The sequence below is a fragment of the Pauljensenia sp. 20925_1_25 genome (assembly GCF_041433955.1).
Lineage (GTDB): Bacteria > Actinomycetota > Actinomycetes > Actinomycetales > Actinomycetaceae > Pauljensenia.
On the sequence record NZ_JAPWCL010000028.1, the window covers coordinates 1 to 16,298 of the forward strand.

A 16,298-nucleotide genomic window follows, 5' to 3' on the forward strand; every position below is an offset into this window, starting at 1 on the left:
CTGTCCCGCACGTAAACCCGCTGTTCCGCATGTTAACCCGCTGTTCCGCATGTGGGCGGGGTCGCCCAGGCTCGGAATAGCGGGTTCACGTGCGGATGAGATGGCCCGGGTTCGGAATAGCGGGTTCGCGTGCGTATCACGGGGATGGAGGCGCATGGTGAGCGGATTGTGCGCAATGGCTTTGCGCTTCGGCGACATGGTTCAGGTGGTCAGCCCAATGCACCCTCACGTAGTGCACTCCTGCAGGCCCCAGACGGCAAGAAGAGGACACCAAGGCACATGATGGATGAACCCCAGCAACACGACATGTCCTATAACCAGGCTATTGTGGGCGCATGGGAACGACCGAGACAGGCCCCGATGGGTCTGTGAGCTATCTCTTCACCTCGAAGAATTTAGCGTATCGACAAAAGCTCTACAGGTGGCTCATTATCGGCTGCTGGGTCCTGATGGGTTACGCGTGTGTCGGCGTCATCGTCTTCATAGACGATTGGGGGCAGTGGAGGTTCTATGGCGGTTTCGCCGCGATGGGGCTCCCGCTTCTGGTGCTCTTCTTCTCGTTGCGCTTCGTGTGGGCGTTGTTGCGACGTCTTGTGCGAGTGGTCTGTGGGCGGGCGTCGGGGGGCGTGGTGGCGCCCCTCCTGGGACTCGGGGTCGTTGGTTGCGTGCTGTGGTTGGTCTGGCATATCTCGTTCATGTACCAGTGGCCCTACATAGAGGACTGGCATCGGGGGACTGTGCGGCACGAGAACGTGGCCTGCCAGAACTTCCATACCGAACTGAGCACAGGCAAGAGGTCGCATCGCGAATATGTGTTCGACCTGGTCGCCGAGAACGGCACCGAGTGGAGCTACCGCATTCGCGCATCAGTTATGAAAGAGAAGGCTGAGGATGATCGGGAACCTTACGCGTCCGTCTACTACACCTGCAAGGGTGAGGAGGATGGGCTGAGTATCGTGCTCTATGAGCACACGGGCATCATTACCGAGGCGTGGACGAACCAGGCGGGTCAGGTGCACTGAGCGCTCGTTCCTCCAAAAAATTGCATGCAATCCCCCTTCCCCCTGACCCGCGTGCCCCTGGCAAGCCAAGGGGAGTAAACGGTGGGGCCGCGCGAATCGTCGCGCGGCCCCACCGTGAAGTCTGACATACTCAGTGCTCGCCCTCGTGCTCCTTGAGGCGCTCGTAGGAACGACGAATCTCAGCCTCCGCTTCCTCGCGGCCGACCCAGTGTGCGCCCTCGACGCTCTTGCCGGGTTCGAGGTCCTTGTAGACCTCGAAGAAGTGCTGGATTTCAAGGCGGTGGAATTCCGAGACGTCGTCGATCTCAGTGCGCCACGATGCGCGCTGGTCGGATGCGGGGACACACAGGACCTTGTCGTCGCCGCCCTTCTCGTCGCGCATGCGGAACATGCCGAGTGCGCGGCAGCGGATCACGCAGCCGGGGAAGGTGGGTTCTTCGAGGAGCACCAGTGCGTCCAGGGGGTCGCCGTCTTCGCCCAGGGTGTCGTCGATGAACCCATAGTCGTCCGGGTAGCGGGTCGACGTGAAGAGCATGCGGTCGAGACGAATGCGTCCGGTTTCATGATCAATCTCGTACTTGTTCCGATTCCCCTTGGGAATCTCGATGGTGACATCGAACTCCATGGTCGAACCTTCCATTGTTAGCCCCGCAATTCGGGGGTCCGATTGGTTGTGTGCGAGCATGGGCGGGTAACCTAGATGCCTAGGTAACCACGAAGGGATATTCATGCATCGCACGTCTATGGGGCCAATTGTAAGCGCTAGCGCAGCGCTTGTGGCGGCAGTCGCCTTTTTGAGCGCTGGCTGCACACCCTCCTCGGTCCCCACCCCCAAGGCAGTACCGACTGCCGCCACGCTTGAGCCGGCCAGCGCGTCGGTGCCCGCCCAGGCCTCGGGCAATCCGGTGAGTGAAACCCAGCTCGCGCAGCTGTGGCGGCCTGTCGCTGTTGGCGCGGATAAAGGCGATTACACCGCGTGGGGCGTTGTTGTGGATGCGCAGACGGGCGACATCCTCCTCGACGAGGACGCGGCTATTGGCCACACGCCCGCGTCCACCACGAAGACTCTTGCCGCTTTCAGCGCTCTCAAGCACCTGGATCCGACGACGACGCTGACGACGAGCACACTTCTGAGCGGCGACAATCGCACCCTGTTCCTCGACTCTGAGGGCGATCTGCTCCTGGGTGCGGGTGAGTCTGAGGAGACCGAGGTGTCGGGCCGCGCCGGCCTGCAGACTCTTGCAGACAAGACGGCGGCGGCCCTCACCTCGCGCGGTATTACATCCGTCACTTTGAACTGGCGGGGGACCCTCTTCGAGGGGGATTCGCACCTGCCCGCCTGGGACGCGCAGGAGGTTGGCGGCTACGAGGGGCACGTGGGTCCGATGGCGATTGACGCCGGGCGTACCGCCCCGGGCGCGTATGCGTTCCATGAGGATGCCCCCGGCTATGTTGCGCAGGTGTTTGCGAAGGCCCTGACGTCGTCGGGCGTCGCAGTGAAACTCGGCAAGGACGGGGAGGCGCCCACCGGAGGTGAGACCCTTGCGTCCGTGTCCTCGGCGACGATGGGGGAGCAGCTGCGCTGGATGCTGGCGCACTCTGATAACACGCTCGCGGATCAGTACTGCCGCCTCGCGGCGAGCGCTGCTGGCCAGCCCACGACGTACGCGGGCGCGGTCGCCATGGTGAAGGCTGACCTGGTGGAGGCCAGCATCCCCACCAGAGGTATGATCCTGGAGGATTGCTCGGGTCTGTCCACGAACGACAAGCTCAGTGCGAACACGCTCGTCGGTGTCCTGAAGGCCTCGTACGAGGCGCAGGGGAGCCAGGGGGACCTGATTCGCCTCCTGCCCTGGGCTGATCTGGTTGGCACGCTCTCGGATCGTATGACGGACGAACCCGCCGCTGGTAACGTTCAGGCGAAGACGGGTGCGCTTCAGGGTGTGACGACGCTGTCGGGCAGCGTGAGGACGCAGAGCGGTCGCGTTCTCCTGGTGGTCATTGGCCACGACCTGGTCGAGGATGGCGCGTTGCCCACACGCTGGCGTTTGGACAGGTTTGAGGAAGGTCTTGCCGAGCTAGACTGAGTCCATGGAAATGCCGTTTGGACCGCGCGACGTCGCGGGAGTTCTCGCTTCGATGTCCTACGCTGGCCCGTCGGCCTCGCGCGTGGGCGCGTCCGCGGTGGTGGCGCGCCTGCGCCGCTCGGCGGATTGGTCGAGTCGCAGGCTCGCGAAGCTGTCCACGTTGTCCGAGGCCTCGGCGACCGTGGCGGCATCCCGCACTGTCGTCGTGGACCGTCGAGGGCTGATTCGCAGGGTGGGTGCGGTCCTGGATCGTTTCGAGGACACGCGCACGCCGATGGTTCTCGCGGTCGAGGCCGTGGTCCTGCGCGCGCTCGCGAAGAGTGCGACCGGCATTTGGGATGTGTCGTCCGGCTGTAGCGTGCTCGTGGCACCGAACGTGCTGGCGGATGCGCAGCGCTATGCGTTGGATCAGACGGATTGGTGTCGCTGGGTGTCCCTGTGCACGGGGCTGCGCGGCGTGCATCTGACGCATGCACCTCACCTGGTGACTTACGTCGCTGATCTTGTCCGCGCGCTGCCGGAGCGCAGTGATGAGCTGGTACGCATTGTGTTGCTGTTGGATGCGTTGCCGACGGCTGAGATGGAGGTGTTGACTCCGCGCGATCTGCCGTCGATTCATTGGCTGCGCACGCATCGCGCGCACGCGGGTGGCGTCGCTTTGGTCCGTGCGTGCGCGGCGGCGGGCATGCCGCTGTCGGGGGTTGAACTCTTGCAGGCCCAGACCGAGGGCTTCGCGCGCACGGTCGTGCGCGAGGGTGCGATTGCGACGCTGTTGTCCAGCGTCGAGGCCCTGCCGAGCGCCCACGAGTACGCCGAACCTGCGGCGTGGCTGGCGCGTGTGCGCTGACGCCTCCCGCTTGGTGGGAGCGAACCCTCGGGGTTGCCTGCGTGCCTGCTCGCTTGCGGTGCGCTCGTGCTTGCGCTCGTTTATTGACGAGGCCGGGGTCCCTCCCGCTGTCATCGTTGGCCTGTCGGGTGGTGCGGATTCGCTGGCGCTTACCCTGACGGTGATTGATGTGGCGTCGCGTGCGGGCATTGAGGTGGTGACGCTGACGGTCGACCATGGTCTGCGGGCGGGCAGCGCTCACGAAGCGCGCCGCGTCGCGGATCTCGCTGCATCCCTCGGGGCGCGCGCACTCGTGGAGACCGTCCGCGTCGATGGGAGGGGAGGCCCCGAGGCCTCGGCCCGTGACGCTCGTCTCGCCGCCTTGCGCTCTCTTGCGCTCCGCGAGGGGGCACCCGTGCTGCTGGGGCACACGATGGACGATCAGGCGGAGACCGTGCTGCTGCGCCTCGCGCGCGGGTCCGGCCCCTCGTCGCTGCGCGCGATTGCGCCGGTTCGCCGCGACGAGGACGGGGTGACGTGGCTGCGCCCGCTGCTGGGTCTGCGCCGCGCCGACACGGCGGGTGCCTGCGCGCAGGCGGCCCTCACGCCTCTCGAGGATCCGACGAACGCCATCGACGGACCCTGGCGTGCCGCCGATGGCAGTGCCCTGCGTCGCAGCGCTGTGCGTCATAGCGCGATCCCTGCCCTGGCCTCGGCCCTGGGGGTGGACCCCGTGCCGGCCCTCGCCCGCACGGCCGCCCTGTGCGCGGCCGACGACGACGCCCTGAGTGAGTGGACGCGTGGCCTCCTGGCTGTGAGCTGCGAGGCCTCGCCCGCGGCGGGGGAAGGGTGCCTCGCCCTGGTGGTGTCCGAGGTGTCAGGCGCTCCCCGGGCCGTGCGCGCCCGCGCGCTACGCGAGGTGGCTAGCCGGGCAGGAATCCGCTTATTGTCGGGGGTTCACGTGGACGCCCTCGACGACTTGATCGTTGCTTGGAGGGGGCAGGGGCCGATCCCGCTGCCGGGCGGCAGGGCCACGCGCGTCGGTCGCGGCACGCAGGCCCGTATCCTCTTCGAGGCGCGCTCTCCCGAGCCGACCCGAGACGGCGGATGATACCCAGGCCTGCCGAGGCCTCGTCGCTGCGATCCCACTCGCTCGGTCGCACGCGTGCGTGCGGAAGTTTGTCAGTGGAGGCCGCGGTGTGCGCAGGACGCATGCCGGCTCCCTCGGGCGCTCGGAGCGGGCAAGCGTGACCACACGGTGTTGCGCTGACAGTGAGAATAGATGCCTTTTGAGCACAAACACCTGCTCTTATGGCACGCTTATAGTGCAACCGCTCGCGGAGCGCCGATAGGAAAAGAGGACACGGTGGACGCCACCGACATGGGAAACGATCTGAAGGAAATCCTCGTCACTGCCGAGGACATGGACCGTAGGCTCGGCGAGATGGCCGAGCAGATTGACCGCGACTACGCGGGTCGGGAACTGCTCATCGTCGGCGTCCTGCGAGGGGCCGTCATGGTTATGGCAGACCTGTCGCGTAAGTTACACACCCCGATCGAAATGGACTGGATGGCCGTCTCCTCCTACGGGTCGGGCACCAAGAGTTCGGGCGTCGTGCGCATCCTCAAAGACCTCGACCAGGATGTGGCGGGCCGCCATGTTCTGATCGTTGAAGACATCATCGATTCCGGTCTGACGCTGTCCTGGCTGCAGGCCAACCTGCAGGGGCGCGGTGCCGCCTCCGTTAACATCGCGACCGCGCTGCGCAAACCCGCCGCCGCGAAGGTCGACATCGACGTGGCGTACGTGGGCTTCGACATTCCCGACGAATTCGTCGTCGGCTACGGCCTGGATTACGCGGAAAAGTACCGCAACCTGCCCTTCGTTGGCACGCTGCAGCCGCACGTCTACTCCAACTGACAACTTCGGAACCTCTAAGGGGCATACGTGAACGACAAGACGAAGATTAAGCGCCCGAGCTGGACTTGGGTGACGCTTCCCCTCGTCATCCTCATCGTGGGCGGGTGGTTCCTCTGGCAGGCCTTCCAACCGCGGTCGATTTCGACGTCCGAAGGCATGGCGCTCATCTCGGGAACCACGGTCGAGAAGGTCGTCCTCAACGAGGGCACCCAGCAGGTGAACCTCACGCTGAGTCAGGATTACCAGCATCAGAGCACCGGTGCGGGCGATCCGACGACGAACATGGGCAAGAACGTCTACTTCACGTATTCCTACGTTCAGACGAAGGACATCCTGGACACGGTCGCCGAGCAGGCCCCCGCGAAGGGATGGAACGCGGTGCGTCCCCAGTCCAGCGCTCTGGGTGCTATGTTCCAGCTGATCGTCCCGCTGTTGGTCCTCATGGGCGCGTTCTACTTCATCATGCGCTCCATGTCGGGTTCGCGGATGATGGGCGGTTTCACGGCCTCGCGCGCTAAGGAGTTCAACCAGGAACGCCCGGACGTTACCTTCGCGGACGTCGCCGGTGAGGACGAGGCCGTGGAAGAACTCGAGGAGATTCGCGAGTTCCTGGCATCCCCCGACAAGTTCCACAAGGTGGGCGCGCGCATCCCGCGCGGCGTTCTGCTCTACGGTCCTCCCGGAACTGGTAAGACCCTGCTGGCCAAGGCCGTTGCCGGCGAGGCGAAGGCTCCCTTCTTCTCGATCTCCGGCTCGGAGTTCATGGAACTCTACGTGGGCGTGGGTGCCTCGCGCGTGCGCGAACTCTTCGAGCGCGCTAAGAAGAACGCGCCGGCCATCATCTTCGTCGACGAGATCGACGCCGTGGGCCGCCACCGCGGCAGCGGCATCGGCGGCGGCAACGACGAACGCGAGCAGACCCTGAACCAGCTCCTCGTCGAGATGGACGGCTTCGATGAGCGCGCCAACATCATCCTGATCGCCGCCACGAACCGCCCCGACATCCTCGACCCGGCGCTGCTGCGCCCCGGCCGCTTTGACCGCCAGATCGCCGTCGAGGCCCCGGACCTCAAGGGCCGAGAGGCGATCCTCAAGGTGCATGCTCAGGGCAAGCCGCTCACCGCGCAGGTTGACCTGCGCCAGATCGCCAAGCGTACCCCCGGCTTCACGGGTGCAGACCTGGCAAACGTCCTCAACGAGGCCGCGCTGCTCACCGCCCGCTCGAACATGCAGTTCATCGACGACCGCGCCATCGACGAGGCCATCGACCGCGTCATCGCCGGCCCGCAGAAGCGCACGCGCGTCATGAACGACCACGACAAGGCCGTCACCGCCTACCACGAGGGTGGCCACGCCCTGGCCGCCGCCGCCCTGAACTACACGGACCCGGTCACGAAGGTGACGATCCTGCCGCGCGGCCGCGCCCTGGGATACACGATGGTCATGCCTACCGAGGACCGCTTCAACAAGACCCGCAACCAGCTCCTCGACGACCTGGTGTACAGCATGGGTGGGCGCGTCGCCGAGGAAATCGTGTTCCGCGACCCGTCGACCGGCCCCGCCAACGACATTCAGCAAGCCACGAAGACGGCCCGCGCGATGGTCACCGACTACGGCATGAGCGACCGCATCGGCATGGTCAAGCTCGGCGATGCCGATACCGAGGCCTTCGGCCACGGGTCCGGCGAAGGCCCGCGCGCCTTCTCCGACGAGACCGCCGCGATCATCGACGAGGAGGTCCGCCGCCTCCTCGACAACGCGATGCGCGAGGCCTGGGAGATTCTGACGAACAACCGCGCGATCCTCGACACCCTGGCCGCGCGCCTCCTGGAGGAAGAAACCCTCGATGAGGCGCAGCTCGCGCAGATCTTCAAGGACGTCGTCAAGGCCCCCGAGCGCCCCGTGTGGAACTACCAGGCCGACGCGGCCGTGCCCGGTGCCCGCCTGGGCAACCCGGTCGGTATCAAGGCCGAGGACGAGTGGAAGCCCGTTCCCGTGCAGGGAATCGACGTGTCGCCGATTGACGTCATCGGCGCCTCGGGTGTGGAAGAGGAGCAGGAGTGACCTACGATCCCGCAGCCGTAGAAAAGGCCTCGCGCGACCTGCTCATCGCCATCGGCGAAGACCCCGAGCGTGAAGGCCTGATCGGCACGCCCGACCGCATGGCACGCGCGTGGCGCGAAATGTGCTCCGGCCTGTTCGAGGACCCCCGTGAGCATCTGCGTACGCAGTTCCACGCGGGCACCGATGAACTCGTCCTCGTGCGCGACATCACCTTCCACTCGGTGTGCGAACACCACCTCCTGCCCTTCTACGGGCGCGCGCACGTGGGCTACATTCCGCGCGGCGGCGTCGTCACCGGCTTGTCGAAGCTCGCGCGCCTCGTCGAGGGCTATGCGCGGCGCCCCCAGGTCCAGGAGCGTCTGACCGCGCAGGTCGCCGACGCTATCGCCGAGGTCCTGGATCCTCAGGGCGTCATAGTCGTCATCGAAGCCGAGCATATGTGCATGTCGATGCGCGGTATCTCCAAGCCCGGCTCGTCCACCGTGACCAGCGCCCTACGCGGCATCATGAGCGACGGTGCCACGCGCGCTGAGATGATGGCCCTCGTCCTGTCGGGGAGCCGCTGACGTGTCCACACTTCCCCTGCCCCCAGCCCCGGCCTCGTCCCCGGTTCCCGTGCCTCCGGCGCTGCCGGGCGGCCTCGCCCTGCCGACCGGGCGCGCGGCGATCATGGGCATCCTCAACGTCACGCCCGACTCCTTTTCCGACGGGGGCCGCTACGCGGACGTAACCTTGGCGCTCGCGCACGCCCAGGCGATGATAGCTGCCGGTGCCGACCTGATCGACGTGGGCGGGGAGTCCACGCGGCCCAACTCCACGCGCATCACCCCCGAGGAGGAGTGGGAACGCATCGGTGCCGTCGTCTCCGCGCTGGCGGGCGACGGCATCATCGTGTCCGTGGATACGCTGCACGCCTCAACCGCTCGCGCGGCCGCGGACGCCGGAGCGGCGATCATCAACGACGTGAGCGGCGGGCGCTGGGACCCCGACATGAACGCCGCCGTAGCAGCGTCGGGATGCGCCTACGTGGTGCAACACTATCGTGCGCTGCCGGGCATGCCGGGGGAGCATTTCGACTACGGCGAGGACCTGGTGGGGACTCTCATTGAGCGTCTCAACACCCAGGTGCGCGATGCTCTTGATGCGGGTGTGACAGCTGATAAAATTGTTATTGACCCGGGCCTCGGCTTCTCGCTCACGGCCGACCAGTGCTGGCAGATTCTCGCCGAACTGCCGCGCCTGACCACCTATGGGTACCCTGTACTTATCGGAGCGTCGCGCAAGCGTTTCGTCAAGACTCTCGGAGGCAACATCGACACCGACAGCGCCGCCATCGCAGCCCACGCCGTCACAAGCGGCGCGTGGGCCGTGCGGGTCCACGACGTAGCGGCCACCGCGGCCACCATCGCCTGAAAGGAGAACGACGTTGAGCAGCAGACGCGTCATCATCGCCCTCAAAGGACTGGGGGCGCTGGCAAACCACGGCGTCTACGATTTCGAGCGCAGCCAGGAGCAGCGCTTCAGCGCCGACGTCGTTATGTGGGTCGAGACCGCGGGTGCCACCGACGATATCGCAGCCACCGTCTCCTACGCTGACATCGCCGACGAGACCATGGCGGTCCTCACCGGCAAACCCGTCGACCTCATCGAGACCCTGGCCGAAACCATCGCCTCGAACGTCATGAGCCACGAGGGCGTAGTCGGCACCGAGGTCACCGTCCACAAGCCGGACGCCCCCATTGACCACCCCTTCACCGACGTGTCCGTCACCGTGCGCCGCGGCCAGACCGACACCATGCCCCTCTCCCTGTCCCTCAAGGGCATCTACGAGGCCGAGGACGGCTCCGTGCTCACAGGCGAGATCGAGGCATACGGCCGCGCCCAGGCACCCAGCCCCGCGCAGCAGACGGACGCGACCCCCACCCGCAAGCGCAGCGGCGACCACGCAGCGCCCGCGCCCCGCGCCGAGGATGCCTCGCGTCCCGCACACCTGCGTGCCCGCCGCGTCATCCTGTCCATCGGCGGCAACCTTGGCGACGTGCCCGTCACCCTCATGCACACCGTCGAGGCCCTGTCCTACATGGAAGGCTTCCAGATCGAGGACGTCTCCCCGATCATGCGCACCAAGCCGGTCCTCGCCCCCGGACAAGCACCCCAGCCCGACTACTGGAACGCCGTCGTCGTCGGCTCTGCCATCGCCACTCCCGACGAACTTTTCGCCCAGACCAGCCGCATCGAACGCGAGCTGGGCCGCGAACGCCACGAACGATGGGGCGCACGCACCATCGACATCGACATCATCCAGGTCGAAGGCCTCGCTTCCTCCGACCCCGCCCTCACCCTGCCACATCCGCGCGCCAAGGAACGTGCCTTCGTTCTCGCTCCCTGGCTGCTGTGCGACGCCAATGCCGTCCTCGAGGGCGTCGGTCGCGTCTGCGACCTGCTCGCCGTCGCGCCCGACCGCGAAGGCATCATCGACGCCGTCGACGACTGGCTCGAAGACCCCGCCGCCGTCATGTCCGACTCCGACCGGCTCATCGCCCAGCGCGTCGAACAGGCCAGTGCCGACATGCGCGAACTCCTCGAAAACCTGACCGGCGAAATCAGCCACCTCGCCGACCTTGGCGCACCCACCGGTGAACCTCCGATGGCTCCCGGAACCGCCGTCGAGGCCACTGTCATCCCCGCGCTCCCTGCACCTATGGCCGAGCAGACCCAGGAACTTGCCAGCCCCAAGTCTGGCTCAGGCTCCGTCGTGGGCGAGTTCGCACTCGCCGACGACGCTGCGGCAGACAGCTTTGTGGCAGACAGCTTTGTGGCTGGTGGGCCTGTGGCTGGCGGCTTTGTGGCCGAGGAGGTACCGCCCCTCGCCCCAGAAATCCTCACACCCGAAGCTCCCGCGCCCGTTGAAGCGGCGACCGAAGACGCAGCGGGCGACGTCACCATCCCAACCCCCGTCGCCGGCACCAACATACTCACGGACAGCGGCTCCGCGCAGCGCGCCAGCCTGTGGCACCGCCGGGACTCTCTGGATTCCGTTTCCGCGAACTCCGCGAACAGCGAACAGTCCCGCGCCTTCGACAACACCGACGACCGCGCCAGACTGGCAGCCGCCTACGCCGAATACGGCTTCGACACTGACTTCGGCCAGGACGTGCCCGAGGAACCCGCGCCCCAGGTTTCCCAGTCGGCAGCCCGCGCCGACCAGAACTTCGACATAGATTACGGCGACGACCTCGAGCCGGATGTCGATACCTCGGAATTCGCAGCCGATGCACCCGTCAACGCGCCCACTTGGCCCAGCGCACCCCGACCGACCACCCGGGGCACAAGAGGAGCGCGCGATGCCAAGGCCTCGCCCAAGCCCGCGTGGCACCCCGTCTCCTCCGTACCCGCGGATTCGCCCGCCGGACGCATGACCCGAAGGATCGGTTCGGGCAACTACACGCCGACCGGCGACGAAAAGCCGCGGTGGGCACCCGTATTCCAAGACAAGCGTCAAGAGTCGCGCACCGAGATCAAGCTGCCCGACTGGAACTTCAACGTCGGCACCGCCCACGACGTGCGCGTCGTCGACGACCGCTCGGGCCTCGGCCGCGAGGATGACACTCCCAAGGCCACCATTCACGCCGACGGTCGCTCCACGATCCTGGCGCCCGGACTGCCCGACAACACGCCCGTCGGCCCCATCCCCGACGACGAAGCCACCCACACCGGCATTCTGCGCCGCGTCGTTGTGCGCCCCACGATGACCGGGGCGATTCCCATCGTCAAGAGGCGCTAAATGAAACCGCTGGCGATCATCTGGGTGCTGCTGGTCGGCGTCGTGAGTGCTGCCCTGAGCTTCGTCGGGTTTTTCGCGCACATGCGCACCGGTGGAACCCCCATGATCGTCACGCCCGGTCCCGCCGTCGTGTTCGCCCTGGCCACGGCCATCCTCATCTGGTCCGGCATGGCCGTGCGGCGGCTGCGCGCCGGTAAAGACACGTGGATCGACGCCATCGGTGCCATGCGGGTTGCCGTCTTCGCGCGTACCTCCGCGCTGGTCGGAGCCAACCTGTCGGGTATCCTCGTTGGCGTCATGGGCGTCTCCCTCACGCAGCTCGAAGCCACCGCCATGGTGTCCAACGCGATTGGCTCCGGCGTCAGCGCCCTCGTCGGCATCGTGTGGGTAGTCATCGCCGTAGTCATCGAACGCTGGTGCGTCATCACCCCCGACGACGCAGCCACCTCCAATAAGCGAAACGCGGCGGCCTGAACGGCCGCGGTGCCCGGCTGATCGCTGCTGCTGGCCTGGTGGGGCTAGGGGATGGCATCGCGGATAGGTTGTGGGCACGCGGATAGGTTGTGAGCATGCGGATAGGCTATTTTCCTATCCGTGAAGGCGTTAACCTATCCGCCTGTTTGTTTCCTATCCGTATCGTTTCGTCGGGGCTGGGTCTTCCTGTTGGGGTGTCGAAGTTGTGCTCTCCGGGTTCTGTGGTGCTTTGTTACAGGTGCCCGCGCCGTGCGGAGCGGCCTTGCGCCGTGCGGCTTGTCGGTGTCAATGTGGTGCGCGTTCCGAGAGTTACGAGCGCGGTTGCGCCCCGGCCCGGTATCGTGGAGGCGTGGCCGATCAGCGTAAGAATTCCCCCAGGCGATCATCCACCCGGCGTAGCCCGTCGGGCGGCTCCTCCGGGCGCGCAGCAGACCGCACATCGCGCGCTGCGGGTGCGACGTCAAGCAACAACGCGTCCTCACGTCAAAGAACAGCCGGCACCGCAGCAAGTGCCCGCTCCGCGCGCGGCACCAAAGCGGCTGGCACCAAAGCGGCTGGCACAAAGGCGCGCGGCACCAAAGCGGCATCGGGTAGAAGCAAGCGCACGTCGTCAGGCGGTCCGCGCCCACCCGTGAACCTGTGGCCCCGCCGCATTATCACGGGTCTTGGCCTGATTCTGATCCTGGCTCTCATCGTGTGGGGCGTTGTTGCTCTCGTCCGCGCTGTTATTGGCGTATTCACCTCGGATCCAGTTCCGCAGTCCAGTACGCAATCCGTCCAGTCGGGCACGGTCGATGCCTCCGGTTACACACTCAAAGGCGGTCAGGAGGTCACCGCGGACGGCCTGCTGACGGACGGCACGGCGATTGAGATTCCGGTGTGCCTCGACAAGGACATCGCCGTCACCGCGACGGCGTCTGATGCCTCGGTCGGTTCACCGCTGTACGTGTCGGTGACGCTCGAAAACAGGGGATCGGTCGCCTGCTCGACGTCCCTGTCGAATTACACGTTGCAGGTGTCCACGGGCGGCCACCAGGTCTACGATTCGGCACGCTGCGCGGCGGATGATGAGTCCGCGAAGACCCTGCTGCTGCGCCCGACGGGCACGTGGTCCGGTTGGCTGGGCTGGGATGGCTACGTGTATGCGGATGGTTGTACATCTCCCGCGGGCGGTGCCAAGGCTGCGACGGTGGGCACGTACAAGCTGGCCGTCCAGCAGGGGAGCCGCGAGGTCGGCTCGGCCGTCGCTGACGTCACCGCTCCGCCCGCGCCTCAGTCGGGCGCGCAGTCTGGTGCACAGTCGGGGCAGAAGGCTGGGACGCAGGCTGGAGCTCAGTCTGGTGCTCAGTCGGGAGCCCAGAAAGCTCGGTGATGCGCTCTCCTCGTTGACGAGGCCGTGGCCGCGTGCGTGCGGTAGGTGTCGGTGAGTGCCCGCGATAGGTGTCGCGTAGTTGTTCAAGTGCCCGACGTGGGATTACCAGCCGACGACGCCCGCGCCGACGGCTTGGGCCTGGTGGGCCAGGTTTTCGACGATGAGTTGGGCGCGGTAGTGGCCGACGCCGTCGATGACTTCGATATCGGCGACGGAGGCGGCCCGCAGCTGCGGCAGGTTCGTGAAGTGCGCGGACACGGCTTTGATGGCATTCCACGACAGGTGGGGGACCAGGGAGAGGGCGCGCACTCCGCGCGGCATGATTTCGCGGTCGAGGTCGGCAACCTCGTACACGTCCAGGCCGAGGATGTTCGCGATGGCGGTCAGGTCGACGATTCGTTCGGAGCCGAGGGAAGTGAGTTCGGCTTCGACGCGGGCGACGTCGGCGGGGTCGCGGATGTAGTCGCGCATGACGAGGGCGCGTTCGGAGGCGGATCCGCGTATGAGGTCTTCGACTTGGAGGGCGAGGAGGCGTCCCTCGGATCCCAGTTCTTCGAGGTATTCGGTGATTTCGGAGGTGATGCGGCGGATCATTTCCATGCGCTGCATGACGGTGGCGACGTCGCGCACGGTGGCGCTGTCGCGCATTTCGAGGATCGTGAGGGTCTGCAAAACTTCGTCGAGTCGCTGACTGTAGCGGTCCAGGGTGTCCACGGCCAGGTTGGCGCGCGAGAGCAGGGCTTCGGGTTCTTCGACGAGGCGGTGCTCGGTGCCCACGTAGATGGAGATCATGCGCATGGAAGCGGACAGGGATAGGACGGGCAGGTGCGTTTGGCGGGCGGTGCGCTGGGCGGTGCGGTGGCGCATGCCGGATTCGTCGGTGGGGATGGTGGGGTCGGGGAAGAGTTGGACGTTGGCTTTGCGGATGCGCCATAGGTCGGGGTCGATGATGACGGCACCGTCCATTTTGCATAGTTCGCGTAGGCGAGCGGCCGTGAAGGCGACGTCAAGGTCGAAGCCGCCCGAGCACATGGCCTGAATCTCGGGTGTGTAGCCCAGGACGATGAGGGCACCCGTGTGGGAGCGTTGGATTCGTTCCAGTCCCTCGCGAAGAGGGGTGCCGGGCGCAACCGCGCGCAGTGCTTCTCGAAGGATCGCTGCGTCTGAGGTCAATGTGCTTCCCTCCCGAATGAGTAGGTCTGCTTTCTATTATTGCGAGTCTGTAGGAAATGCGACGCGAATCGCCGTCGCTAAATCAGAGACAGTGAACACGGTGATGCCGTCGACGCGGGCGAGGTCCTCGCTGCCTTGAGCTGGGACGATGGCTGAAGAGAAGCCCAATCGGGCGGCTTCGGCGAGGCGGCGCTGGGTGCCGGTGCAGGCACGAACTTCACCGGTGAGGGAGATTTCTCCGACTGCGACGAGGTCGGCGCGCGGGGGTACGCCTTTGAGTGAGGACACGATGGAGATGGCCATTGCGAGGTCGATGGCGGGTTCGACGGTGCGCGCGCCGCCGACCGTGGACACGTAGACGTCGGCTCCCGACGTGTCGGCTCCTATTCGGGCTTGCAGGACCGCGAGGATCATGGCGACGCGCGCGTGGTCGACGCCTGAGGTTGTGCGCCGAGGCGAGCCGCCCGACGAGGGGGCGACGAGGGACTGGATCTCGGTGGGCAGCGGGCGGCGGCCCTCGAGGGAGACAGCTGCGCAGGTGCCGGGCACGCCGCGTGTCGTGCGTGACAGGAATAGGCCGGAGGGGTCGGCGAGGCCGTAGATCCCCGAGTCGGTCAGCTCGAAGCAGCCGACTTCGTCGGTGGGGCCGTAGCGGTTTTTCACGGCGCGCAGCAGGCGAAGGCGTGAGTGCCGGTCGCCTTCGAATTGGCAGACGACGTCCACGAGGTGTTCGAGGACGCGCGGACCGGCGATGCCGCCGTCCTTCGTCACGTGGCCGACGAGCAGGGTGGGTAGGTCGGATTCTTTGGCGACCCGAATGAGTGAGGCGGCGACCGCGCGCACCTGGGCGACGCCGCCCGCCCCGCCTTCGACCTGGGCGGAGGAGATTGTCTGCACGGAGTCGACGATGAGCAGGGACGGAGCCGAGGCCTCGACGTGCCCCAGGACGATGCCGAGTTCTGTCTCATCGGCGATGAGCAAGTTCGGTTCGAGCGCTCCGATGCGTTCGGCGCGCCCCCGCACCTGCGCCGCCGACTCCTCGCCCGTCACGTAGAGGACGGGACCGCGCCCGCTCGATGCCGCCGTGCGCGCGGCCTTGGCGGCCACGTCCAGCAGCAGCGTGGACTTGCCCACGCCGGGTTCGCCGGCCAGGAGGATCACCGCGCCGGGGACGATGCCGCCGCCGAGGACTCGGTCCAGCTCGCCCACGCCCGTGGAACGCGATGAGGCGCGCTCCCCGTCCACGTCGCCAATGGGCAGCGCGGGGCGTCGTGGGGGAGTCGCGGCGGTGCGCTGCCCGCCCGTGACCTCGCCCGCCTGGTCGACGGTGCCCCATGCCCCGCATTCGCGGCACTGGCCCACCCACTTGGGGGAGGTCCAGCCGCAGTCGGAGCAACGGTAGGTGATCTTCTCTTTCGCCATGGACCCACCGTAACGCGCACCGCCTCCATCTGCGGTTCGCTCGTGGGAGAGTGACGAGGCCGGGGCGAGGTCGTGGATGGGTTGCGCAGGTGATGTTCGGGTATGAGACGATGTGGTCAGGTTCTCCAGATGTGGCAGAGTGGCGGGATCGTG

Annotated in this window: 14 protein-coding genes; 11 read left to right on the plus strand and 3 right to left on the minus strand. The window is 66.5% G+C overall.

The window, feature by feature from the left end; translation table 11 throughout:
- Positions 1–335 precede the first annotated feature (335 nt).
- Positions 336–1,022: a hypothetical protein gene (locus tag O3932_RS09820; RefSeq protein WP_034504684.1), complete on the plus strand. Its 687-nt coding sequence runs from the start codon at positions 336–338 to the stop codon at positions 1,020–1,022.
- A gap of 130 nt (positions 1,023–1,152) precedes the next feature.
- Here O3932_RS09820 and O3932_RS09825 read toward each other — a convergent pair whose 3' ends face one another.
- A complete protein-coding gene (locus O3932_RS09825) occupies positions 1,153–1,647 on the minus strand; it encodes an inorganic diphosphatase (RefSeq protein WP_009056664.1) in 495 nt (164 codons plus the stop codon).
- A gap of 103 nt (positions 1,648–1,750) precedes the next feature.
- Between O3932_RS09825 and dacB the strand changes: the two genes are divergently transcribed.
- The 10 genes from dacB to O3932_RS09875 all read left to right on the plus strand — a co-directional run bounded on the left by dacB (position 1,751) and on the right by O3932_RS09875 (position 13,550).
- Positions 1,751–3,109: a D-alanyl-D-alanine carboxypeptidase/D-alanyl-D-alanine-endopeptidase gene (gene dacB / locus O3932_RS09830; protein WP_371538121.1), complete on the plus strand. Its 1,359-nt coding sequence runs from the start codon at positions 1,751–1,753 to the stop codon at positions 3,107–3,109.
- A 4-nt stretch (positions 3,110–3,113) separates the two neighbouring features.
- Positions 3,114–3,956: a hypothetical protein gene (locus O3932_RS09835; RefSeq protein WP_034505316.1), complete on the plus strand. Its 843-nt coding sequence runs from the start codon at positions 3,114–3,116 to the stop codon at positions 3,954–3,956.
- Between the two features lie 70 nt (positions 3,957–4,026).
- Entirely contained in the window at positions 4,027–5,046 is a 1,020-nt protein-coding gene (gene tilS / locus O3932_RS09840; RefSeq protein ID WP_371538124.1) for a tRNA lysidine(34) synthetase TilS, read from the plus strand.
- A gap of 270 nt (positions 5,047–5,316) precedes the next feature.
- The gene (gene hpt, locus O3932_RS09845) at positions 5,317–5,856 is read left to right on the plus strand and encodes a hypoxanthine phosphoribosyltransferase (RefSeq protein WP_299239478.1); all 540 of its coding nucleotides are present in this window, start codon (positions 5,317–5,319) and stop codon (positions 5,854–5,856) included.
- A gap of 27 nt (positions 5,857–5,883) precedes the next feature.
- The gene (ftsH, locus tag O3932_RS09850; RefSeq protein WP_296503121.1) at positions 5,884–7,920 is read left to right on the plus strand and encodes an ATP-dependent zinc metalloprotease FtsH; all 2,037 of its coding nucleotides are present in this window, start codon (positions 5,884–5,886) and stop codon (positions 7,918–7,920) included.
- Positions 7,917–8,486, plus strand: coding sequence for a GTP cyclohydrolase I FolE (gene folE / locus O3932_RS09855; protein ID WP_009648235.1), 570 nt, complete (start codon positions 7,917–7,919; stop codon positions 8,484–8,486). The genes ftsH and folE overlap by 4 nt, the downstream gene beginning before the upstream one ends.
- A gap of 1 nt (position 8,487) precedes the next feature.
- Entirely contained in the window at positions 8,488–9,333 is an 846-nt protein-coding gene (folP, locus tag O3932_RS09860; protein ID WP_371538127.1) for a dihydropteroate synthase, read from the plus strand.
- A 13-nt stretch (positions 9,334–9,346) separates the two neighbouring features.
- Positions 9,347–11,704, plus strand: coding sequence for a 2-amino-4-hydroxy-6-hydroxymethyldihydropteridine diphosphokinase (gene folK / locus O3932_RS09865; protein ID WP_371538130.1), 2,358 nt, complete (start codon positions 9,347–9,349; stop codon positions 11,702–11,704).
- Positions 11,705–12,178, plus strand: a complete 474-nt coding sequence (locus O3932_RS09870) for a DUF3180 domain-containing protein (protein WP_009648242.1) — start codon at positions 11,705–11,707, stop codon at positions 12,176–12,178. It begins immediately after the preceding gene.
- Positions 12,179–12,527: 349 nt separating this feature from the next.
- A complete protein-coding gene (locus O3932_RS09875; protein ID WP_371538132.1) occupies positions 12,528–13,550 on the plus strand; it encodes a hypothetical protein in 1,023 nt (340 codons plus the stop codon).
- A gap of 102 nt (positions 13,551–13,652) precedes the next feature.
- On the opposite strand, the gene disA is transcribed toward O3932_RS09875, so the two are convergent.
- Positions 13,653–14,723: a DNA integrity scanning diadenylate cyclase DisA gene (gene disA, locus O3932_RS09880; protein ID WP_296503137.1), complete on the minus strand. Its 1,071-nt coding sequence runs from the start codon at positions 14,721–14,723 to the stop codon at positions 13,653–13,655.
- A gap of 36 nt (positions 14,724–14,759) precedes the next feature.
- Positions 14,760–16,145, minus strand: a complete 1,386-nt coding sequence (gene radA, locus O3932_RS09885) for a DNA repair protein RadA (RefSeq protein WP_314567145.1) — start codon at positions 16,143–16,145, stop codon at positions 14,760–14,762.
- Positions 16,146–16,298 lie beyond the last annotated feature (153 nt).